Below are 21,123 nucleotides of genomic sequence, written 5' to 3'. Positions count from 1 at the left end.
GGCAGAAAAATGCCTATTCCGGTCAATTTCTGGTCCGAAACTGGAACTTTTCTGCGGGTTCGATAATTTAACGTGTTCATTGGAGATTCTGCTGCACCCCCTGCGGCGGGTTAAAATTAATGGTGGGTTTTGGGGTGGAGGACGGCAAGATGGCGAACTCGGAACACCAGCGAAATACCCGCATTGACGCGGTCCGCGCCGTTGCACTGGGTGTGGTCATCATCATGAACATGATGACGCTGTCTGGCCTTGCCTATCTTAGCCCCGATGTGCGCGCAGACATGCTTGGCCCGTTGGACATTGCCGCGTGGAACTTTCTGGCCGTATTCTTTGATGGCAAGGCGCTGGCGGCCTTTTCGTTCATGTTCGGGTTAAGTTTCAGCATCATTTTGCAGCGCATCCGGCCCGAGGGGGAAACCTCGATACTTCAACTTCTGCGCAGGTTTCTTGTTCTTGCAGCGCTTGGGGCCTTCAATGCGGTCTTTCTGTTCTGGGCCGATATTTTGATGACCTATGCCGCCTTGGGGCTGCTTTTGCCTTTTGCTGCGCGGCTGTCGCAACGGGTGACTGTCAGTCTGGGGACCGTGCTTATTCTGGCGGGGCCGGTGGCTTTAGCGCTAAGCAATGCAGGACCGCCTGTGCCCGTGCCTGAAGGGCGCTATGACAGTCTGGAAGCCTTTGCCTCGCCCAATTATGTGGATGCGGTCAGCCAGAACCTGAGCATGGTCACAGGTGCGACCGACGCGGCGACCGGGATGTTGTTGTTGCGGTTGTTCATGCTGTCGGGGCTGTTTTTGTTGGGGCTGGCCGTGGGCAGAAGTTCGCTGCCGTCACAGTTCTTTGCCTTGCGCGGGGTGATGGCACGCGCGGGCGCGCTGTGCCTTGCGGTTGGGCTTGTGGCCGGTCTTGCCTTGCGCTGGATCGAGGTGCCGCAAGGCATCTGGTTCGGGCTGTATCTGGAAACGCCGCTGATGGCGCTGGGATATCTGATGCTGTTGACGGCTGCACTGCATGGACCGACTGCTGGCTGGGTGCACCGCACACTCGCCCCGCTGGGCCGGATGAGCCTGACTGGTTATCTGACGTCTTCCGCTATCGGACAGGCTTTGTTCTATGGCTGGGGCCTGCAACTGATCGGCCAGACTGGCACACTTGCTGTCGTGGCGCTGGCGCTTGGGGTTGTTGCGGTTCTGGTGGCGTTTGCGCATCTGTGGTTCAGATATTTTGTCTATGGCCCTTGGGAATGGCTATGGCGCAGCCTGACACAACTGCGCTATCAACCCATGCAGGCGCGGGGCGTGGCAGGTTAAGGGCAGTCGTTCAGATCGTCTTGGTTCCGGCGGCGCTGGCCAGTTCACGCTCCAGATGGCGCTGGCCTTCGGCGCGCGGATTGCTGAAGCGCGCCAGCAACAGATACGCCACAGGCGTCAGGTACAAGGTTGCCAATGTGGCCAGACCCAAGCCCCCGACGACAACCCAGCCAAGTGCCTCGCGCGCCTCTGCCCCCGGCCCTGTGGACAGCACCAGTGGCACGCCGCCCAGCACGGTAGAGGTCATGGTCATCATCACAGGGCGCAACCGGATGGTCGAAGCGTTCAGGATCGCGTCGCGCAGATCCGCGCCTTCATCGCGCAACTGATTGGCAAATTCCACGATCAGAATCCCGTTCTTGGCCATAATCCCGACCAATAGAACCAGCCCGATCTGGGAATAGACATTCAGACTGACCCCCGTGAACAACATTGCAAAGGCCGCACATGCCAGCCCCAGCGGAACCGTCACCATCACCACAATAGCCGAGATGAAGCTTTCAAACTGCGCGGCAAGCACCAGAAACACGATCAGGATGGCAAAGCCGAAGACCAGCATTATACCGCCCGATGTCTCATCCAGCGTAGCGGCCTCAGATAGCGGAAGCAGGCGCTCATTCGCGGGCAGCACTTCGGCGGCCAGGCGCTCTGCTTCGGCAAGGGCGGTGCCCAATGGAAAGCCCGGCGCAAGACTTGCAGTCACCTGAACGGCGCGTTGCTGCGCCTCTCTGGTCAGTTGCGGGGCGGTGGCGCGTTCTTGCAGGCTGATAAAGCTGGAAATCGGCAGAATTTGCCCAGAGTCCGAGCGGATGAAACTCTGCTCCAGATCGCTTGGGTCGCGCACTGGTGTTCGGGTTGACAGCATTTGAATGTCAAAGCTGCGGTCATCAATGAACACGCTGCCCACACTGCTGCCGTCGAGCATGGCTTGCAACGCCTCGCCCAGACCATCAAGATTGACGCCCAGATCAGATGCGCGTTCGCGGTCCACCTCAATGGACAGTTGCGGCTGCGTCGTCTCGAAATCCAGCCGGACTTGCCCGAAGCGCGGGTCGTCATTCATGCGGTCGACAAGCGCTTGCGCGTTATCGGCCAGTTCATCGTAATTGCTGCCCAGAACCGCAAAGCGCAACCCCTGCCCGGCGCCGCGAATACGCAGAGAGTTAGGCTGAATGGCAAAGGCCCGCACGCCGATCACACCGCGCAGACCCGCGTTGATCTCGCCCACGATGTCTTGCTGGCTGCGCTCGCGTTCGTCCCAATCCGCCAAGGTCATGACCATGAAGGCGCGGTTATCGCCGCCGCCCAAGCCAATGATGGAAAACAGGTTCGTCACCTCGCCCGAGTCGCGCAGGGGGGCGATGATCTGTTCAATCTCGCGCACCTTGGCATCGGTGTATTCGATGGACACACCTTGCGGGGCGGACACACTCAGCAAGGCAACACCGCGATCTTCGGGCGGGGTCAGTTCCTGCGGGATGGATTGCGCGGCAAACCAGCCCGTCGCGGCAAACAGCAGCGCCGCCACAATCACCACGAAAGGCTGTGTCAGCGCGCGATTCAGGCTTTTGGCATACATCCCCGCCATCCATGTCCCAAACCGGGCAACCGGGCCTGTGTTGGTGCTGGCGTCGGTTTCGCGCAACAGGCGGCTGGCCAGAACCGGGCATAGCGTCAGCGCGACCACCGATGACAACAAAACCGCCATCGCCAGCGTAAAGCCAAATTCACGAAACAAGCCCCCCGCCTGCCCCGGCAGAAAGGACAGCGGCACCACCACCGCCGCCAACGTCGCGGTGGTGGTGACAACGGCGAAGAACACCTGCCGCGTGCCCAACACGGCTGCCGCCCGTGTGCCCATCCCCTGCCCGCGCCTGCGCACGATGTTTTCCAGCACCACAATCGCGTCATCCACCACCATGCCTGTGGCCAGAACAAGGGCAAGCAAGGTCAGGATATTGACGGAAAACCCCGCCAGATAAATCGCAGCAACCGTGCCGATCAGCGCAATGGGCAATGTCACGGCAGGCACGAATGTGGCGCGGGCGTCGCGCAGGAACACATAGATCGTGGCGATCACGATCAGCAGCGCAATGGACAGCGTTTTCATGACTTCGACAATCGCGCCCCCCACAAAGGTCGCCTCGTCCGAGGTGACGAAGATGCGCACATCGTCAGGCATGATGCCCTGCAATTCATCCACGATTGCGCGGACATTGCGCGAAATATCAAGCGTGTTGCTTTGGGCCTGCCGGATAATGCCCAGTCCGATGCCCGTCTCGCCATTGGCGCGCAGGATCGTCTCGCCCGGTGCGGGGCCAAGGGTAACGACCGCCACGTCCCCCAGACGCACATCTCCGCGCAGCACAAGCGATTCAAATGCCTGTGGGGTCTGGACATTGGCAGTGGTGCGCACCTGAATGCTTTGACGGTCATTGGACAACGACCCGGCCGGAACATCGAAGGACACATTGCGCAGCGCATTGCGCGCGCCGAAGACCTGCAAATCCGCCACACCGGGGGCAGAGATCAGGCGATCTTCGACCAGATCCTCAACAAGTTGCGTCAGATCCTGCACCGAGCGCGCATTGGAGGTGACGCTGATACGCATGACCGCATCGGAATCGGAATCCGCCTTGATGATGCGCGGCTCTGCCACACTGTCGGGCAAGGCATTTCGGATGCGGCCAATCGCGTCGCGTATGTCCGTGGCGGCGACGTCAATATCCGTGGCATCGCTAAATTCCGCAACCACTTGCGAGCGCCCGAAACGCGAACTGGACGAGATGTTCTGCACGCCCGCAACACGGCCCACGGCCCCCTCGATGCGGCTGGTCACTTCGCGGTCGATGCTTTCGGGGCCAGCACCGCTGAATTGTGTGGTCACGGTAATGACGGGCCGGTCCACATTGGGCAATTCGCGCACTTCAACCGCGAACAGCCCCGCCAGTCCTGCAATCACGATCAGCGCACTGAACACAAAGGCCAGAATCGGGCGGCGCACGAACAGCGCAATCCCCGAACGCGAGATCGCGCGCAACTCTGTCTCGGCGGCATCTTCCGTCTTGGGCGCGTTCTGGTCTGGGGGGGTCATGGCGTCACTCGCATCAGATATCCGGGGTCGTGTCAGGCATATCAGCGCTGCCGCTGGCTTGGAGCGACGCGTCATCGTCTGCGGGGGCTTGCGGCGCGGGCCGGGTTTCGCGCGGGGTCACATCTGCGCCGGGACGCAAGTTCTGCACCCCTTCGACAACGACGATCCTGCCAGATTGCAAATCGGCGCGCACCAGCACCGCATCATCGCGGCGCTGCACAATCTCGACCCGAACGCGCTGCGCCTTGCTGTCGTCATCCAGCGCCCAGACAAAGGCACCATCCCGGTCCCATTGTATGGCAAGCGGATCGACCAGCGGCAGGCTTTCGCCCGGCAACTCGACTGTTACGCGAAAGGCCATACCGGGGCGCAAGCGGTCATCCTCATTCTCGATTTCACCCTGAATGCGCAATGACCGGTTGCCCTGATCGACCCGCGCATCGGTCGCGCGCACGCGGCCCTGCAACACTTCGCCTGCGCGCGAAAGCGGATTGGCTTGCAGCGTATCGCCCACACCGATCAGCCCGACAAAGCGTTCGGGCACATCGAAATCAATCAACAAGCTGCTGCGGTCATCCAGCCGCGCCAATTCCGTGCTGATGCTGATCTGATTGCCTGGCTCCAGTGAAATTAGTCCGATCCAGCCAGAAATCGGCGCGGTGATCTGGCGGCGGCGCAACTCGAACTCGGCGTCGCGCAAATCCAGACGCGCGCGATTCAGCGCGAGTTCTGTCTCGTCGATCTGCACCTGTGTCGCCGAGCCGCTGCTGCGCAACTGCGCGACACGGTCCACGCGCGCCTGTGCATCTTGCAAGGCCAGTTCAGCGCGGGCAACTGCCAATTGCTGCGCCTCGTCGGTCAATTCGGCAATCAGACTGCCCGCTTCCACCCAGTCGCCCGAAGACACGGACACATTTTCCAGCGTGCCTGCCACTTCGGATGTCAGGGTGACGCTGCGCAAAGCGCGCGCGGTGCCAATTGCGACAAGGCGGGTATCGGAATCGGCCTGCGCGACTTCCTGCGCGATGACCTGAACCCCACCGCCGCCACCGCCGAACCTCGGACCGCCACCGCCGCCGTTGTCTTCAGTTTCGGGAATGGGCAAGCCCACGGCCCGCATGGGGCCAAGAAGCCCCGCGCGGTCCAGTATCGGGTGCGAGGCAGGCAGCAAGATTGCCCAGCCCGTCAGGCTTACAAGCAACAATCCAACGCATATTACGCCTAGCTTGATCCAGTATGACATATTCTGTCCCTGTGTGAATCTGCTGGTGTCCTCAAGCTAGCGCAAACGGTATAGATGAACAGGCAAGATTGTGCCGCCCACGCAAGTTTTACCGCGCGGCGGCGCGAAAATGTGCAGGGACGGTCAGCCGGATCAACTCAGGCTATTGGCGACATTCTTGACTGTGATCCAACTGATACGTGTATTGGACTCGACCGTCACACCCGCAATATGGGGGGTTGCGATCAGGTTTGGCGCATCGATAAGCGGGCCATTTGCGGCCAGTGGCTCGGATGCAAAAACATCCATTGCCGCCCCGCCCAGATGGCCGGATTTCAACGCGTCTGCCAAAGCGGCCTCGTCCACGATTTTGCCGCGCGCCGTATTGATCAGCAAAGCGCCCGGCTTCATCCGGGCCAGCGTCGCGGCGTTGAACATGCCCTTTGTCTCGGCGGTCAGGGGCACATGCAGGCTGAGTGCATCCGCAACAGGCAGCAATGTATCCAAGGTTTCATGACGCTCCACCCCATCCCATGCGGGGCTATCGGCAGGCAAGAACGGATCATACGCCGCGATCGTCATGCCAAGTGCCTTTACACGCATCGCGGTGGCCTGAGCGATGGCCCCAAAGCCGACCAGCCCCAAGGTTGCGCCATCCACTTCCAGCCCAATCATGCTCTGGCGCGGCCATTCACCGTTCAGAACCTGCGCACTGCCCATCCATGCGCGGCGGCGCAGCACCAAAATGGCGGTGATGACATATTCCGCGACCGACACCACATTGCCCCCTGTGGCCGGATGCACAGCAATGCCGCGCGCCTTGGCGGTGTCAGTGTCGATATTGTCCAGCCCGACGCCCAAACGCCCGATGGCCTTCAAGCCCTGTGCGGCATCCATCAACGCAGTGTCCACCTGTGTGCGGTTGCGCACGATCAGGCCCGCCGCATCTGCACATGCTGCGCGCAGACGGGTCGGGTCATCGACCAGCGTGGGGTCATAGGTCACGTCATGATGGGTGCGCAGCCAGTCAATGGCGGGTTCATCCATGAATTCGGAAATGACGACCAGAGGCATATAGGTTCTTCCTGTTTGGTTTTAGGGGGGTTACAAAAGCGGGGCGCGGAACGGGCGGACGCCCAGAACCTCGGTAAAGACCCAGAAAAAGCCGCCAACGACGACCACCGCAACCGCAAGCGCTACAAGCACGTCGCGCAACGAAAGCGGGCCTGCGCGGCGTTTCATCATCAACGCCAGCCCAGCGAACAAAGGCACCGACGTGGTTACAAACCCGACATAGCGAATGCCCAGCCACCACAACCCCATGATAACGACTGCGGCGATCACTGGCATGGCACTGCCAAGGTCCAGCGTTGTCGGCTCTCCCGCGATAAGGCCGCGAAGGATCAGGATGGCGGAAAGGCCCGCCAGCAAAACAAGCACCGTTTCGGGAAAGACCGCGCTTAGAAACCCGACATTCCCCTTGTTCAGCCAGAATACGACGGCAAGTGCCATCCCGAAAGCGCCGCTCATCAACTCGGTGTTTACGCGGATATACATTGTGCTTACTCCTTGCGCCTATGGGCACGCTTTGGCCATGCCGTCCAGCCGATCACCAGCACGATCAGCGCAATCAACACCTGACTGAGCGGGTTGGCGAACAGACGCATCTGCGGAATGTCCATTGCCATGCCGCCCAAAACAGTCTGGACATAGCCTTGCTCGGCAATGGTGCCCAAGATCAGGCCCAGCACGATGGGCGCGGCCCCCAGACCCAGCCCCCGGATGATGAAACCGATCACCCCAAGGCCCAGCATCAGCGCCACATCGACGATGTTGTTGCGCAGCGCATAGGTGCCCAAAATGGTGATGACCAGAATGGTCGGCACCAGAAAGTAATGCGGCGTGCGCCGAATGGTCTGATAGATCAGCCGCCCGCCCAGCAGGCCCACGGGAACCAGCATCAGTGCTGCCAGTCCCATTGACAGGATGAAGCCGTTGGCCAGAACACCGGTCTGCGTGAACAGATCAAGGCCGGGGCGCAATCCGTGCAGCAGCATGACGCCAAGGATCACGGCATCAGGGGGCGCGCCGGGAATGCCCAGCGTCAGCAATGGCACCATCGAGCCCGCAACCATGACATTGTTGCTGGATTCCGATGCGACCAGCCCCTCCGGGTTGCCCTTGCCAAACGTCTCTGGCGTCTTGGACCCGCGCTTGGCCTCGTTATACGCCACAAGCGAGGTGATTGATCCACCGGCACCGGGGATGACCGCGATGACCTGCCCGATCAGGCACGACCGGATCAGGTTGATGGGCTTGGAAAACACCGTGCGCATGGCAGAGCCGAACTTATAGCCCGCCTCGCCCAATCCGGTCGGCTGTTCAAGCGCTGCGCGTCCTTGCCGGATCATGCTTAGCAATTCGGGAATGACGAACAGCCCGATCAGCGCCACGATCAACGACACACCGGCCTGAAGCGGCGGCCACCCAAAGGTGAAGCGGCTTTCGCCCCCGATGGGTGAAATCCCGATTGTGCCGATCAAAAGCCCGATCGCCCCCCCAAGCAGCCCTTTCAGGACCGATCCGGTGGACAAAGTGCCAATCAGCGTCAGGCCCAGAATGGCGCCCCAGAACATCTCGGCCGGGCCAAACTTAAGCGCCAGTTGCGCCAGCGGCGGGGCGGCTACCAGCAAAAACGCCACACCGACCACCCCGCCAACAACCGAGGCGATTGTAGCAATGCTGATCGCTTCCAGCGCGCGGCCCTGCTTGGCCATTGGGTGCCCGTCGAATGTGGTGGCAATCGAAGATGGCGTACCGGGGGTGTTGATCAGAATGGCAGTGAATGCGCCGCCATAGATCGTGCCCATATAGACCGCCCCCAACGCGACCAACCCTTCAAGCGCCTCTAGGCTGAAGGTGAAGGGAAGCATCAGCGCCAGCGCCATTGTGGCGGTCAAACCCGGCAGCGCGCCAACAAACAGGCCAGCCGTCACGCCCAGCAGGATTATCAGCAACATATGTGGTTGAATGACCGCTAAGGCGGCGGCTGTCAGGATTTCCATGATCGGCCCCTGTGACTTTCAAAGTGTTGCACAACGCAAGACACCCGCCCGTCAGACATGCCGACAGGCGGGTAGGAAAGACGATCAGTTCAGAAAGTCGCCATACTGTTCGCGCAGGCGTGTCATCAGGTCAATCGCATCCTGACCACGGATATCCGTCATCTGGAACCCCATCGGGATCTGACGCTCGCCCAGCGTTTCGTTCATTTCGGTGAACAGGTCCGCAAGCATGTCCAGCCGCTCAGGCGGGGTGCCTTTGGGGGCTGCCACACCGCGATAGGTGCCACCGACAATGTCATAGCCAAGTTCTTGGAACGTGGGGGCATCTGGCAAAACCTCCAAGCGCTCTTCCGCGGCAACGGCCAGCACGCGGACATCATCACCCAACTGAACACCCAAAGTAGAGTTCGAGATGACCGCGCCGACATGACCGCCCAAAACCGCCGCAGGCAAAGGCCCGGTGCCTGTGAACGGAATATATGTCAGTTGAACATCCGCCACTTCCTGCAAGCGCAGCGCTTCAAGGTGGTTGCCGGTGAATGTACCACTGCCGCCCACTGTCAACGATTGCGGGTTCTCGCCTGCAAAGGCCAACAGGTCGTCCAAAGTCTCGTACGGGCTGTCAGCGCGCACCACCAGCACATGCGGGGTCATGTGGAACCATGTGATGATGTCAAAATCTTCGGTCGCGTACCCGGCGTCAGAACGCTGAATGGGCTGCGCCACGATATGCGGGATATTGATGCCGATGATTTCATGGCCATCAGGTTCGGCATTGCCCTGAAACTCGCTCCAGGCGACTGCGCCGCCACCGCCCGGTTGATGGCGCACATTCACGCCAACGCCAAGCGCCGCTTCCATCAGCGGCTCTTGCAAGCGCGCTGTGATGTCCGACTCGCCGCCCGGATCGAACGGAATGATGTATTCGATAGCGCGCGTCGGGAAATCCTGTGCCGCCGCAGGTGCGGCAATCGCCAACGCGCTGACTGCGCCCAAAACCACTGTCAGGCCTGAATATTTGCTGTCTGTCATAGTCCATCCTCCCTAAGAATAGAGCTACAGACTAGCAGCAGATACTAAACATGTATACTATAAGGTTAATCTTTTTTAGTGAGCAGTGCCCGACACCCAGAGGGCCGCGATGTATCGCGGATAGCTCGGACGGGTGTGATGGATACGCCTGCGCGTGCGCGGCTTGCGGTGCGGGCAAGTGACGAACAGTTTGAGACGCTGATGCGCGCGGGCGACAGCGCAGATTTCGGGATTACATGGTGACTAGCGCGCGAATCTCGGCCAACATAGGGTCCAGCGACAGGCCCTTGCTTTCAGCATTCAGCCGCAAAACCGGCTCGGTGTTGGAGGCACGCAGGTTGAACCGCCAATCCCCCATATCAAGGCTGATCCCGTCAGTTTCGTCCACGCCGCTGGCCAGCGGCTCGAACTGCGCGCGCACACGCGCTATCGCGGCCTGCGGGTCGGGCAGGGTAAAATTGATCTCGCCCGAGGATGGAAAGGCGCGGCGGCGCGCGGCAACAAGATCGGCAATCGCCCCGCGCTGACTGTTAAGTTCTGCCATGACCAACCACGGAATCATGCCGCTGTCACATTGCACAAAATCGCGGAAATAATGATGCGCCGACATCTCGCCGCCATAGACGGCACCTTCGTCGCGCATCGCCTGTTTGATAAAGGCATGGCCGGTGCGCGCCTGCACGGCCCGCCCGCCCACCTGCGCCACGACATCGCGTGTGTTCCAGATGACGCGCGGGTCATGGATGATGGTCGCGCCAGGTTCTTTTTGCAGGAACACTTCGGCCAGCAACCCGACCACATACTCGCCATCCACGAAATTGCCCTCATGGTCGAAGAAGAAGCAGCGGTCAAAATCGCCGTCCCATGCAACCCCCATATCCGCGCCGTGCAGGCGCACAGCATCGGCCGTCACGGGACGATTTTCAGGCAAGAGCGGGTTCGGAATGCCGTTGGGAAAGCTGCCATCGGGGTCGTGGTGCAGGCGGGTGAATGTCAGCGGCGCGCCGCGCGCTACCAGCGCAGCAGCAATGGCGTCAAAGGTCGGGCCAGCCGCACCATTGCCCGCGTTAACCACAATATGCAGCGGCCTAAGAGCTGCGCAATCGACAAATTCCAGCACACGGGCGACATAGGCTTCGCGTGCCTGCACGGCTATATCGCGCCGCAGCCCGCCGCTTCGCGCGGGTCCGAACGCATTGTCTTGTGCAAGCGTGCGGATGCGCGCCAGCCCTGTCGCACTGTCCAGCGGGGCAGAGCCCGCGCGTACCATTTTCAGCCCGTTCCAATCCATCGGGTTATGCGAAGCCGTCACGCATATCCCGCCATCCGCGCCAAAATGGGTGGTCGCAAAATACATCTCTTCTGTGCCAGACAGACCCAGATCAAGGACTTCGACACCTTCTGCGATCAGCGCTTCAGTGACCGCTTGCGCAAGCGCTTGCGAGGACGCCCGGCAATCACGCCCCAGCACAACGCGCCGCGCATCAAGTGCGCGCGCAAATCCGCGCCCGATGCGAAAGGCGATGGCGTCATCAAGATCAATGCCCAGACGGCCACGGACATCATAGGTCTTGAAGCAGGTCAATTCAGGCATGGAATCCTCGGTCTCGGTGGGTGGCAGCGCTGGTGTCGTTGCGATGTTGGCAGGGCAGCGCTTAGGTCTTTGGGGTGCGCTCGCGCGCATAGACATCATCATAGCGGATAATATCGTCTTCGCTCAGATATGCACCGGTCTGCACCTCGATCAGGGTCAGGGGCAGCTTGCCCGGGTTTTCCATACGGTGCACGGCACCAAGCGGAATATAGACAGACTGATTTTCAGTAATCAGCTGAACATGATCGTCAATCGTCACTTTTGCCGTACCTGCAACCACGACCCAATGCTCGGCGCGGTGATGGTGGCTTTGCAGTGACAATGCGGCCCCCGGACGCACGACAATGCGCTTCACCTGAAAGCGCGGGCCAACAACAAGGCTTTCATACCAGCCCCAAGGGCGATAATCGCGTGGCAAGGTTTCGGCCTGCGCCACGCCAGCGTCCTTAAGGTGCTGGACTGCCAGCCTCACATCTTGTGCACGGTCCTTATGCGCCACCAACACCGCATCCGGCATCGCAATGGCGATGATATCCTCGAGCCCGATCCCCACAAGCTGCTGATCCGCGCTTTCTGCGCGCAGCAGCGTATTGGTGCAATCAATCGCTGTGGTCGGGCCATGCGTGACGATCCCGTCTGCATCCGGGCCACCATGTCGCCAGACCGCTTCCCAGCCCCCAAGATCAGACCAGCCGCCACTATATGGCACAACACTGATCTGCTCGGCCTTTTCCATTACCGCGTAGTCGATGGAAATATCTTCGAGCTGCCCCCATGCGGCAGGGTCAAGGCGGGTAAAGCCCAGATCACGCGTCGCCGTACTCACCGCATTGCGGGTGGTGGCCAGCATTTCGGGCTGGTGCTGCGCGAAAGCCGCAATCAGCGCTTCGGTTGAAAACAGGAATATGCCTGCATTCCACAGGTGCCGCCCGCCGTCCAGCATGGCTTGTGCCGTGGTGGCGTCCGGTTTCTCAACAAAGCGCTTGAGCGGCTGCGGAACCGGCGCATCGCCAGCGCCCAGCGCGGCTGTCAGTTCCAGCCAGCCATAGCCTGTCTCAGCGCGGTCGGGGCGAATGCCGAAGGTGATCAGGTCGCCAGATCGCGCTGCGGGAATTGCCGCCTGAACGGTCGCGCGGAACGCGTTCGTATCGGAAATCACATGGTCCGATGGGGCAGCCAGCATCAGTGCGCCGGGGTGCTGTTCCTGCAATATCAACGCGGCCGCGAGTATGGCCGGCGCAGTGTTGCGCCCCTCCGGCTCGATCAGAACGGCGGCGGGTGCGATTTCACAGGCGGCAAGCTGTTCAGTGACAATAAAACGAAAATCTGCACCGGTTGCGATCATTGGCGGGGCAAACTCAACGCCCGACAGGCGCAGCGCCGAAGCCTGAAACAGGCTTTGCGCCCCTGTGATACGCGCAAACTGCTTGGGGTAGGATTTGCGCGACAAGGGCCAAAGCCGCGTGCCAGAGCCACCGCACAGAATAAGGGGATGGATAATATCCGTCATGATATTTGAAACCTTGTGGTCACTTCCGGGTCACACTACAAGTCATTTAAGGCGATTTTCCGCATGATCTGCATAATTTGTATGGCACGACTTAAACCCTTGAAACAAAATAACGACAAGCACTGCGATCTGACATCTTTGGTAACGATGTGACACCATGCGCGCAACCGCTAGGCGTGACGCTTAGTGTGGCTGGGGTGCATACTCCTGAAGGCTTTGTTTGAAATACTCCAGAAACTCCAGCGCGATCATTGAGGTTTGTTTGTGGATTGGGCGAACAAGGGACAGCCTGTGCGGCACTGTCGGGGCAAAGGGGCGGAACTCTACACCGCGTCCTTTATATTGTGCCGCGTCCAACTCGCTGATGACGGCAACCCCGACCCCTCTGCACACAAACTCACAGGCGGTGGTGAACTGGCGTGCCTCGATGAATGTGGTCAGGGTTTGGCCGTCGGCCAGAAACGCCTCGCTCAGCAGGCGATAGAATACACTTTCGCGCCGTGTGTTGATGATTTTCTGATCGACCAGATCGCGCGGACGAATGACCTCCAGCCGTGCCAGCGGGCTGCCTTGTGGAAAAATGCAGACGGTTCTGACGTTGATCGCTTCGCTTTCTACTGCCGGGTGCCCTTCAAACCCGTCGGTAATGCCGATATCGAACTGCTCGCCAATCATCCATTCCAGAATCCTTTCGGGACGGTCCGGCTCTATCGTCACTTTGACGCCTGCGCGTTGGGCCAGAAATTCGGTCAGAACACCGGGCAAGTGGCTGACCGCAAACCCCGGCAGGCAGGCGATTCGCAACTCGCCCGCCGTGCGCTGGGTAATGTTGCGCCCCGTATCCGAAATTCGGCTGAGCAATTCCAGCGAACGCTTGATATCCGGCATCAGGAATCGCGCTTCCTGCGTGGGCACAAGCCGCCCCTCGCGGCGGTCCAGCAGGTCAAACCCAAGTGCGTCGGTCAAATCAGCAATCAGGCGGCTGACAGCGGGCTGCGAAATCTCCAACGCCCGAGAGGCGCGTGTCATTGTGCCATGCTCGATCACAGCAAGCAGAGCTTCCAGTTGTCGCGGGCTAAGCTGGCTGTGCATTCGGGTATTTTTTTCATGAACATTCATACACGCGCTATAACACGATGCTATGGAAACGAAAGAAAAAATTGTCTTGCCTTATGGCTGTTACAATGCCACGCTACCAGAGATAGCAAGCGGATTGCCAAAACGCGCCGCGGTCAACCTACCAGTGAAATTGCTATCTCCAAAGGGAGGAATATCATGAAGAAACATGTAGTCGGTGCATGCCTTGCAGCAACCACCGCGCTGACGCCAGTCTGGGCGCATGCGCAAACTGAAATCAACTGGTGGCACGCCATGGGCGGCGAGCTGGGCGAATTGCTTGAAGGCGTCGCAGAAAACTTTAACGAAAGTCAGGACGAGTATCGTGTCGTGCCAAGCTATCGCGGCACCTATACCGAAGCGATGACCGGCGCTATCGCGGCATTCCGCGCGAACCAGCAACCGCATATCCTTCAGGTTTTCGAAGTTGGCACAGGCACAATGATGGCCGCCGAAGGTGCGATCTATCCGATCTACCAACTGATGGCAGATTTCGACGTGCCGTTCGACCAAGACGCATATCTGGACACAGTGGTCAGCTATTATGCCGATCCCGAAGGCAACATGCTGTCCTTCCCGTTCAATTCATCCACGCCAATCATGTATTACAACAAGGACGTGTTTGAAGCAGCAGGTCTGGACCCTGAAACACCGCCCGCAACATGGGCCGAAGCTGAAGAAGCTGCGCGCGCCATCGTCGAATCAGGTGCGGCACCTTGTGGGTTCACCACGTCATGGCCAAGCTGGGTCATGCTGGAAAACTTCTCTGCATGGCACAACATTCCACTGGGCACACAGGCCAACGGCTTCGAGGGCTTTGACACAGAGTTCGTTTTCAACAACGAGCATGTAGCGCGCCTTTGGGACAGCCTTGCGTCTTGGCAGGATGACAGCGTGTTCCGTTGGGGTGGCCCCGGACCCGGTCCAGATGCCTTCCCGGCATTCTATGCGGCTGAATGTGGCTTCGTATTCGGGTCGTCTGCCAGCCGCGCAGGCGTGCTTGCCAATTCCGATTTCAACGTGGGCTTCGGCTTCCAGCCTTACTACGATGATATCGAGGGCGCACCACAGAACACGATCATCGGTGGCGCAACTCTCTGGGTTCTGACCGGCCACACAGACGAGGAATATGAGGGCACCGCGCGCTTCTTTGAATTCCTGTCCCAGCCAGAAGTGCAGGCGCAGTGGCATCAGGACACCGGCTATCTGCCGATCACTCAGGCGTCCTACGACCTGACCGAGGAGCAGGGGTATTACGACGAGAACCCCGGTGCCGACACCTCGATCCGGCAAATGACGCTGAACCCGCCGACCGAGAATTCAAGCGGTCTGCGTTTCGGCAACTTCGTGCAGATCCGCGATATCATCTCGGAAGAGATGGAAGCGGTGATGTCGGGCAACAAGACCGGGCAAGAAGCTGCGGATGACGCGGTACGTCGCGGAAACGCGCTGCTGCGCGAATTCGAAGCCTCGATGAACTGAAACTGACATGGCGGCCCGCCCCTGTTCCGGGGGCGGGCCACATCTTTTTTTGTCGGACCGGATGCGATGCAAACAAAACGCATGACCTTCTCCAGCAAGTGGTTGCCTTATGCGCTTCTGGCGCCGCAGGTAATCATCACGCTGATCTTCTTTATCTGGCCATCGTTTCAGGCACTTCGCCAGTCGGTCTACCGGCAGGGGGACGCGTTTGGAATCCGGCCACCGACCTTTGTCTGGTTTGAGAATTTTCAGGCATTGTTCCGCGATGACCTGTATCTGAACTCGCTCAAGACCACGTTCATCTTCTCGGTCGGGACCACGGTTCTGTCGATGGGCATTGCCCTGTTGTTCGCGGTCATGGTCAATCGCATGATCCGCTCGCGTGACAGCTACACCACATTCCTTGTCTGGCCCTATGCGATTGCACCGGCAATCGCGGGCGTGCTGTGGTGGTTCATCTTCAACCCCACGCTGGGGATCTTGCCCTATATACTCGACATGGTGGGTTATGACTGGAACCACCGGCGCAACGGCAATGACGCGATGATCATGGTCATCATTGCATCCGCCTGGCGGCAGATCAGCTATAACTTTCTGTTCTTCCTCGCCGGTCTGCAATCCATCCCGCAATCGCTGATCGAGGCCGCCGCGATAGATGGTGCCAACCGCATGAAGCGCTTCTGGACCATTGTGTTTCCGCTGCTGTCACCAATCACCTTCTTCCTGATGGTGGTGAATATCGTCTATGCGATGTTCGACACTTTCGGCGTCATCCACGCCACGACCGAAGGCGGGCCAAGTCAGGCCACGACGATCCTTGTCTACAAGGTGTATCGTGACGGCTTCGTCAATCTGAACTTCGGGTCTTCGGCGGCGCAATCGGTCATTCTGATGGGGATTGTCATCGTACTGACCGTGATCCAGTTCCGCTATATCGAGCGGCGCGTGAACTACTAAGGGGCCCCAAATGGTCGACAATAACCGCTGGGGCAACTTCTTTGCCCATCTCGTGCTGATCGTCGGCGTCGCCATCGTCGTCTTTCCGGTCTATGTGGCGATCATCGCCTCGACCCATCCGCCGGGAACCTTCGTGCGCGGCGTGATGCCGCTTTTGCCCGGCCCGAACGCATGGGAGAATTACCGCACCGTCATCACCGAAGGGCGTTCACGTGCAGGCACGCCGCCAATCGGCGGGATGATGTGGAACAGCTTTATCATGGCGATGGCGATCACCATCGGCAAGCTGTCGATCTCGATCATCTCGGCCTTTGCGATTGTCTATTTCCGCTTTCCGGGACGCATCTTCTTCTTCTGGATCATCTTCCTGACGCTGATGCTGCCGGTCGAAGTGCGGATCGTGCCGACCTTTCAGGTGGTGGCAGATTTCGGGATGCTCAACTCTTTCGCGGGTCTGTCAATCCCGCTGATCGCTTCGGCGACAGCGACCTTCCTGTTCCGGCAATTCTTTATGACTGTGCCAGAGGAGTTGATGGAGGCGGCGCGCGTTGATGGCGCAGGGCCGATGAAGTTCTTCAAGGACATCCTGCTGCCCCTGTCGATCACCAATATCGCGGCGCTGTTCGTGATTATGTTTATCTATGGCTGGAACCAATATCTCTGGCCCCTGCTAATCACCACTGATCCCGAATATTACACCATCGTCATGGGCATTCAGCGCATGGTGACCGGGGGCGATAGTGAACCTTTGTGGCATCTGGTCATGGCAACTGTCGTGCTGGCCGCGTTGCCGCCTGTTCTTGTCATCCTGTTCATGCAGCGGCTGTTTGTCAAAGGCCTGACCGAGACGGAGAAATAACACATGGCCTCAATTACCATGGATAACATTGGCAAAATCTATGCGGGCGATGTGCGCGCTGTGACAGATGTCAATATCGACATTGCCGATGGGGAAATGATCGTGCTGGTTGGCCCGTCCGGCTGTGGCAAATCCACGCTTCTGCGCATGGTCGCAGGCTTGGAGACGATCACCGAAGGGACGCTCAAGATTGGCGACCGCGTCGTCAACCAGTTGGAACCCGCCGAGCGTGACATCGCAATGGTGTTTCAGAATTACGCGCTCTATCCGCATATGACGGTGTTCAATAACCTTGCCTATGGGCTGAAAAACCGTGGCTTCAATAAGGCCGATATCGACCAGCGCGTAAAACAAGCCGCCGAGATGCTGGAAATCGGCCAGTTTCTCGACCGCAAACCGCGCCAGTTATCCGGCGGGCAACGCCAGCGTGTGGCGATGGGGCGCGCGCTGGTGCGCGAGCCTGCGGCGTTTTTGTTTGACGAACCGCTGTCGAACCTTGACGCCAAATTGCGGGTGCAGATGCGTGTCGAAATCCGGCAGTTGCAAAAGCGTCTGGCCACCACGTCGCTATATGTCACCCATGACCAGTTGGAAGCGCTGACAATGGCTGACCGGCTGGTCGTGTTGAATGGCGGCCGGATCGAGCAGATCGGCACCCCGATGGAAGTGTATTCCCGCCCCGCGACAACCTTTGTCGCAGGCTTCATCGGCTCGCCCGCGATGAACATGCTGCCCGCCGAGTATATGCGCGGGCTGGTTTCGGCAGACTCGCTTGCGCATCTGCCAACCAAGGCCGATCTGATCGGCATCCGCCCCGAAGACCTGTCGCTTGCCCCCGCTCAAGAAGACGAGATGTCCCTAAGTGGCAAGCTGATGCTGCTGGAGCCTGCTGGCGCAGAAAGCCATCTTCACCTGACCTTTGACGGGATAAAGGAGACGATGGTCGTGCGCTTGCCCCATGTGCCTGATGTGACAGAAGGAACGACTTTGAAGTTCAGCATCAAGCGCGAAAAACTGCACCCGTTTGATGTTGCCAGCGGCAAACGCGTGACATAAAGGCACGCCCATGACCAACCCATATCTGCGCCCCAACGGCGCGCCGCATGTTTATGGCCACCGCGGCGCGCGTGGCGTTTTGCCAGAGAATACGATGGCAGGGTTCGACTATTTGCGCGCAATCGGGGTGCGTGGCGTCGAGGTCGATGTCCAGAATACCGCTGATGGCGTGCCTGTCGTTATCCATGATCCGCATGTGCCCATGCAGCTTGCGCGCGACCCGGATGGCAACTGGCTGCCTGCGCCGGGGCCAAAGATTGTTGATCTCAGCGTGGACGAATTGCTTGCCTATGATATCGGACGGCTGCACCCCGATCACGCATATGGCGCGCGCTATCCTGACCAGCGCCCTATTGATGGGGTGCGGGTTCCCTTGTTGTCGGAGTTTTTGGACTGGGCAGCGCAAGACCCTGCATTGCTTATCAATATCGAGGTGAAATCCTTTGCCCATCGTGACGATCTGGGTGATCCGCCAGATGTGCTGGCCAAGACTGTCTTGACGGCGATCAGGCAACATGGGGTGGACGCAAGATGTCTGATCTCGTCCTTCGACTGGCGGGTTCTTTCATCCTTGCGCGATCTGGCCCCGAATATCGCGCGCGGCTATCTGAGTCATGAACAGCCCGGCGATGACTGCATGGTGTTTGACGGCTCGCCCTATATGGATGGGTTGCGCCTGTCGGACCATGCCGACAGCCTGCCCCGCCTGCTGGCCGCGCAGGGGGCATTGTGCTGGTGTGTGCATTTCCGCGACCTGACACCCGAACGGCTGCGCGAGGCGCATGATCTGGGGCTTGCTGTCAACGTCTGGACGGTCAACGAAAGTGCGGACATGCAGGCCATGGCCGATATGGGGGTGGATGGTGTGATAACGGATTACCCCGAACGGATGCTTCAGGTGAATGGCCAACGCATCGCGGCAAAAACCAGTTCCTAAAATGCACATGATAAGCGGCGCGTCATGCGCTTGACTTATCCGATTGTTTTTGTCAGAAAAGAGAAAATCACCTAGCCAGTCGCAAGGTCAGCCCGGTGTGTCATATCTAATCTTTCAGGGTTTCCCTGATGTTTTGGGGCGATGATGCACAAGTTGCGGGCAGGAATACATGTGATCGGGGTATGGTGCGGTTTTGCACATTCGGACAGGGAACTTCCGAATGACGGATGAGCGCCCTGAAAACATGCAAGTGCCAAGCCCCAATCGCCCCTGCCCGACCGAGAGCATTCCGGTGCATTCCGCCGAAGGCCTGACCGAAGGCGGCGCAACGGCCCATATTCGGCTGGATGGACAAGTCTATACCTTGCGCATAACCCGAACGAACAAGCTGATCTTGACCAAATAACCCAGCCGCCCACCATCGGGCCTGTCAGGAAACACCATGAGCAAGATACCCTCACCCTGCATTGATGTGTGCAAGTTCAAGCGCGAAGGTCACTGTATCGGGTGTTCAATGACCAAAGCGCAGAAATCCATGTTCAAGAAGCTGAAAAAGGAAACGCACCAAAAGGCCTTTCTGGACCTCTTGGTGCATCAACAAAATGATATGGGCAAGTATCGCCATTGGGCCGAGGCATACCGCAAGCGCTGCGACAAGAAAGGGATCAAAGCCCCGATCTAGTCAGCGTCTGATCCGCCTTAGCCCAGATGGGCGCGCAACAGCCATGCGAATTTCTCATGCGTCTGGCCGCGTGCAATGGCCAAATCCTGCGTCAGCAGATCACCATGTTCTTCGGCGATGGCTGCTGTTCCGGCCAGCGTTGCAGCAATCGTTTCCTGCGCCTTGGCCAGTGTCAGAACCATTTGCTCTGCCGTGCCGTTGCCATCATGCTCGGCCACTTTTGAGCGCTTGAGCATTCCGGCCAACTGCCCTTCGGCATGGCCGCCCAATGCTTTCACGCGCTCGGCCAGATCATCTTGTGCTGTGAAATGGTCTTCGTAGATTGTCTGGAACAACGCGTGCAGCGGCCCAAAGGCCATTCCGGTTACATTCCAGTGGAAATTCTGGGCAAGCATCGTGGTGACTGCCGTTTCTGCGACAGACTGGTTCAAGGCTTCGCAAATTGCGTCCTTGGCAGAAACTGTCAATTGTTGTGCTGTCTGGGTCATGAACCCCTCCTGTTTCGTGTTGAAAAGCAGACTATGTCAACACGGGACTGGCTGGCGACAAGCTGGCTACCCGCTTGCACCATAGATAGGCCATTCCCCTGCTGCCTTCAAGAAGTTTTTAGAAAGATTCTAAACTTGATGGAATTTGTCGGGCACGGAGTCCATACGATTGAGCAGTTCCGTCGCCAACCAGCCGACAGGTCTGCGCATATGCAAAGGCAGGCGCGTGCGCAGCAAAAACGCGACGCTGCTCTGATCCTTGCGTTGGATTGCGGCAAATAGCGCAAGCAACCACTTCTCATCGAACGAACGTTCCTGCGCCGTTATCGCGTGAATAACTGGCCCCGTGGGCAGACCTGAAACCAAAACACGCAACAGCGCATCGGCATAATCTTGCGCACCTTCCTTGGGCGCGTGCAGCAAAAGCGCACATGTTTCAAACACCTCGACCCGCGCTTTCGCACGGCATTTCCGCATCAGCACACGAAGTAAAACCAGCTCCCGCTCCAACGGTGCCGGGACGGCCTGTGGTGATTCCAAAGCGTTCAAAGGTGACTGCTGCATCATGCCCTCATTGTTCCCTAGTAAAATAGTATGTCTTATCGCCGATTGCCAGATAAATCTTGATAGGAACACTAGGGAAAGGCGGATTGGCGCCTTTGCAGTGTTGGCGCTCACCACAGCAGGCGTCAAATGTGCTACAATTCAGCGCGCCGAAC

The 21,123-nt window shown here is 59.0% G+C and carries 19 protein-coding genes; 8 read left to right on the top strand and 11 right to left on the bottom strand.

Annotated elements, in window-relative coordinates; all coding sequences use genetic code 11:
* Positions 1-149: 149 nt before the first annotated feature.
* Positions 150-1,310, top strand: a complete 1,161-nt coding sequence (locus BD293_RS01245) for a DUF418 domain-containing protein (protein WP_170207026.1) — start codon at positions 150-152, stop codon at positions 1,308-1,310.
* A 10-nt stretch (positions 1,311-1,320) separates the two neighbouring features.
* Here BD293_RS01245 and BD293_RS01240 read toward each other — a convergent pair whose 3' ends face one another.
* From BD293_RS01240 to BD293_RS01200, 9 genes are all read right to left on the bottom strand, one after another.
* Positions 1,321-4,404, bottom strand: coding sequence for an efflux RND transporter permease subunit (locus BD293_RS01240; RefSeq protein ID WP_142079455.1), 3,084 nt, complete (start codon positions 4,402-4,404; stop codon positions 1,321-1,323).
* 13 nt (positions 4,405-4,417) lie between these two features.
* Entirely contained in the window at positions 4,418-5,647 is a 1,230-nt protein-coding gene (locus BD293_RS01235) for an efflux RND transporter periplasmic adaptor subunit (protein ID WP_142079454.1), read from the bottom strand.
* A gap of 132 nt (positions 5,648-5,779) precedes the next feature.
* Positions 5,780-6,700 carry a hydroxyacid dehydrogenase gene (locus BD293_RS01230; protein WP_142079452.1) on the bottom strand — a complete coding sequence of 307 codons (921 nt, stop codon included), beginning with the start codon at positions 6,698-6,700 and terminating at the stop codon, positions 5,780-5,782.
* 30 nt (positions 6,701-6,730) lie between these two features.
* Positions 6,731-7,183: a tripartite tricarboxylate transporter TctB family protein gene (locus tag BD293_RS01225; protein ID WP_142079451.1), complete on the bottom strand. Its 453-nt coding sequence runs from the start codon at positions 7,181-7,183 to the stop codon at positions 6,731-6,733.
* A gap of 5 nt (positions 7,184-7,188) precedes the next feature.
* Positions 7,189-8,691, bottom strand: coding sequence for a tripartite tricarboxylate transporter permease (locus tag BD293_RS01220; protein ID WP_142079449.1), 1,503 nt, complete (start codon positions 8,689-8,691; stop codon positions 7,189-7,191).
* A gap of 84 nt (positions 8,692-8,775) precedes the next feature.
* Positions 8,776-9,723, bottom strand: coding sequence for a tripartite tricarboxylate transporter substrate binding protein (locus tag BD293_RS01215; RefSeq protein ID WP_142079447.1), 948 nt, complete (start codon positions 9,721-9,723; stop codon positions 8,776-8,778).
* A gap of 232 nt (positions 9,724-9,955) precedes the next feature.
* Positions 9,956-11,317 carry a phosphohexomutase domain-containing protein gene (locus BD293_RS01210; protein WP_142079445.1) on the bottom strand — a complete coding sequence of 454 codons (1,362 nt, stop codon included), beginning with the start codon at positions 11,315-11,317 and terminating at the stop codon, positions 9,956-9,958.
* Positions 11,318-11,378: 61 nt separating this feature from the next.
* On the bottom strand, positions 11,379-12,827 hold the full coding sequence (locus tag BD293_RS01205) for a mannose-1-phosphate guanylyltransferase/mannose-6-phosphate isomerase (RefSeq protein ID WP_142079443.1): 1,449 nt from the start codon (positions 12,825-12,827) through the stop codon (positions 11,379-11,381).
* A 183-nt stretch (positions 12,828-13,010) separates the two neighbouring features.
* Positions 13,011-13,919 (bottom strand): LysR substrate-binding domain-containing protein, encoded by a 909-nt coding sequence (locus BD293_RS01200; RefSeq protein ID WP_142079442.1) that lies wholly within the window; start codon positions 13,917-13,919, stop codon positions 13,011-13,013.
* Positions 13,920-14,102: 183 nt separating this feature from the next.
* Between BD293_RS01200 and ugpB the strand changes: the two genes are divergently transcribed.
* The 7 genes from ugpB (at position 14,103) to BD293_RS01165 (ending at position 19,916) form a co-directional block, all read left to right on the top strand.
* Positions 14,103-15,425: a sn-glycerol-3-phosphate ABC transporter substrate-binding protein UgpB gene (ugpB, locus tag BD293_RS01195; protein ID WP_142079441.1), complete on the top strand. Its 1,323-nt coding sequence runs from the start codon at positions 14,103-14,105 to the stop codon at positions 15,423-15,425.
* Between the two features lie 66 nt (positions 15,426-15,491).
* A complete protein-coding gene (gene ugpA, locus BD293_RS01190; RefSeq protein ID WP_142079440.1) occupies positions 15,492-16,382 on the top strand; it encodes a sn-glycerol-3-phosphate ABC transporter permease UgpA in 891 nt (296 codons plus the stop codon).
* Between the two features lie 10 nt (positions 16,383-16,392).
* Positions 16,393-17,241 (top strand): sn-glycerol-3-phosphate ABC transporter permease UgpE, encoded by an 849-nt coding sequence (ugpE, locus tag BD293_RS01185; RefSeq protein WP_142079439.1) that lies wholly within the window; start codon positions 16,393-16,395, stop codon positions 17,239-17,241.
* Between the two features lie 3 nt (positions 17,242-17,244).
* Positions 17,245-18,297 carry a sn-glycerol-3-phosphate ABC transporter ATP-binding protein UgpC gene (ugpC, locus tag BD293_RS01180; RefSeq protein ID WP_142079438.1) on the top strand — a complete coding sequence of 351 codons (1,053 nt, stop codon included), beginning with the start codon at positions 17,245-17,247 and terminating at the stop codon, positions 18,295-18,297.
* A gap of 10 nt (positions 18,298-18,307) precedes the next feature.
* On the top strand, positions 18,308-19,234 hold the full coding sequence (locus BD293_RS01175) for a glycerophosphodiester phosphodiesterase family protein (protein WP_142079437.1): 927 nt from the start codon (positions 18,308-18,310) through the stop codon (positions 19,232-19,234).
* A gap of 244 nt (positions 19,235-19,478) precedes the next feature.
* Positions 19,479-19,640 (top strand): hemin uptake protein HemP, encoded by a 162-nt coding sequence (hemP, locus tag BD293_RS01170; protein ID WP_142084191.1) that lies wholly within the window; start codon positions 19,479-19,481, stop codon positions 19,638-19,640.
* A gap of 36 nt (positions 19,641-19,676) precedes the next feature.
* Entirely contained in the window at positions 19,677-19,916 is a 240-nt protein-coding gene (locus BD293_RS01165) for a DUF1289 domain-containing protein (RefSeq protein ID WP_142079436.1), read from the top strand.
* A 17-nt stretch (positions 19,917-19,933) separates the two neighbouring features.
* On the opposite strand, the gene BD293_RS01160 is transcribed toward BD293_RS01165, so the two are convergent.
* Complete coding sequence (locus tag BD293_RS01160; protein ID WP_142079435.1) at positions 19,934-20,404, bottom strand: Dps family protein; 471 nt, start codon at positions 20,402-20,404, stop codon at positions 19,934-19,936.
* A 129-nt stretch (positions 20,405-20,533) separates the two neighbouring features.
* The gene (locus BD293_RS01155; protein WP_142079434.1) at positions 20,534-21,082 is read right to left on the bottom strand and encodes a hypothetical protein; all 549 of its coding nucleotides are present in this window, start codon (positions 21,080-21,082) and stop codon (positions 20,534-20,536) included.
* Between the last annotated feature and the right edge of the window lie 41 nt (positions 21,083-21,123).

It is taken from the genome of Roseinatronobacter monicus (genome assembly GCF_006716865.1).
GTDB lineage: Bacteria > Pseudomonadota > Alphaproteobacteria > Rhodobacterales > Rhodobacteraceae > Roseinatronobacter > Roseinatronobacter monicus.
This window is presented reverse-complemented; position numbering and strand designations above follow the sequence as displayed.

Coding starts and splice junctions, on each gene's coding strand:
- BD293_RS01245 (WP_170207026.1), top strand. CDS start 150: ATGGCGAACTCGGAACACCAGCGAAATACCCGCATTGACGCGGTCCGC.
- BD293_RS01240 (WP_142079455.1), bottom strand. CDS start 4,404: ATGACCCCCCCAGACCAGAACGCGCCCAAGACGGAAGATGCCGCCGAG.
- BD293_RS01235 (WP_142079454.1), bottom strand. CDS start 5,647: ATGTCATACTGGATCAAGCTAGGCGTAATATGCGTTGGATTGTTGCTT.
- BD293_RS01230 (WP_142079452.1), bottom strand. CDS start 6,700: ATGCCTCTGGTCGTCATTTCCGAATTCATGGATGAACCCGCCATTGAC.
- BD293_RS01225 (WP_142079451.1), bottom strand. CDS start 7,183: ATGTATATCCGCGTAAACACCGAGTTGATGAGCGGCGCTTTCGGGATG.
- BD293_RS01220 (WP_142079449.1), bottom strand. CDS start 8,691: ATGGAAATCCTGACAGCCGCCGCCTTAGCGGTCATTCAACCACATATG.
- BD293_RS01215 (WP_142079447.1), bottom strand. CDS start 9,723: ATGACAGACAGCAAATATTCAGGCCTGACAGTGGTTTTGGGCGCAGTC.
- BD293_RS01210 (WP_142079445.1), bottom strand. CDS start 11,317: ATGCCTGAATTGACCTGCTTCAAGACCTATGATGTCCGTGGCCGTCTG.
- BD293_RS01205 (WP_142079443.1), bottom strand. CDS start 12,827: ATGACGGATATTATCCATCCCCTTATTCTGTGCGGTGGCTCTGGCACG.
- BD293_RS01200 (WP_142079442.1), bottom strand. CDS start 13,919: ATGCACAGCCAGCTTAGCCCGCGACAACTGGAAGCTCTGCTTGCTGTG.
- ugpB (WP_142079441.1), top strand. CDS start 14,103: ATGAAGAAACATGTAGTCGGTGCATGCCTTGCAGCAACCACCGCGCTG.
- ugpA (WP_142079440.1), top strand. CDS start 15,492: ATGCAAACAAAACGCATGACCTTCTCCAGCAAGTGGTTGCCTTATGCG.
- ugpE (WP_142079439.1), top strand. CDS start 16,393: ATGGTCGACAATAACCGCTGGGGCAACTTCTTTGCCCATCTCGTGCTG.
- ugpC (WP_142079438.1), top strand. CDS start 17,245: ATGGCCTCAATTACCATGGATAACATTGGCAAAATCTATGCGGGCGAT.
- BD293_RS01175 (WP_142079437.1), top strand. CDS start 18,308: ATGACCAACCCATATCTGCGCCCCAACGGCGCGCCGCATGTTTATGGC.
- hemP (WP_142084191.1), top strand. CDS start 19,479: ATGCAAGTGCCAAGCCCCAATCGCCCCTGCCCGACCGAGAGCATTCCG.
- BD293_RS01165 (WP_142079436.1), top strand. CDS start 19,677: ATGAGCAAGATACCCTCACCCTGCATTGATGTGTGCAAGTTCAAGCGC.
- BD293_RS01160 (WP_142079435.1), bottom strand. CDS start 20,404: ATGACCCAGACAGCACAACAATTGACAGTTTCTGCCAAGGACGCAATT.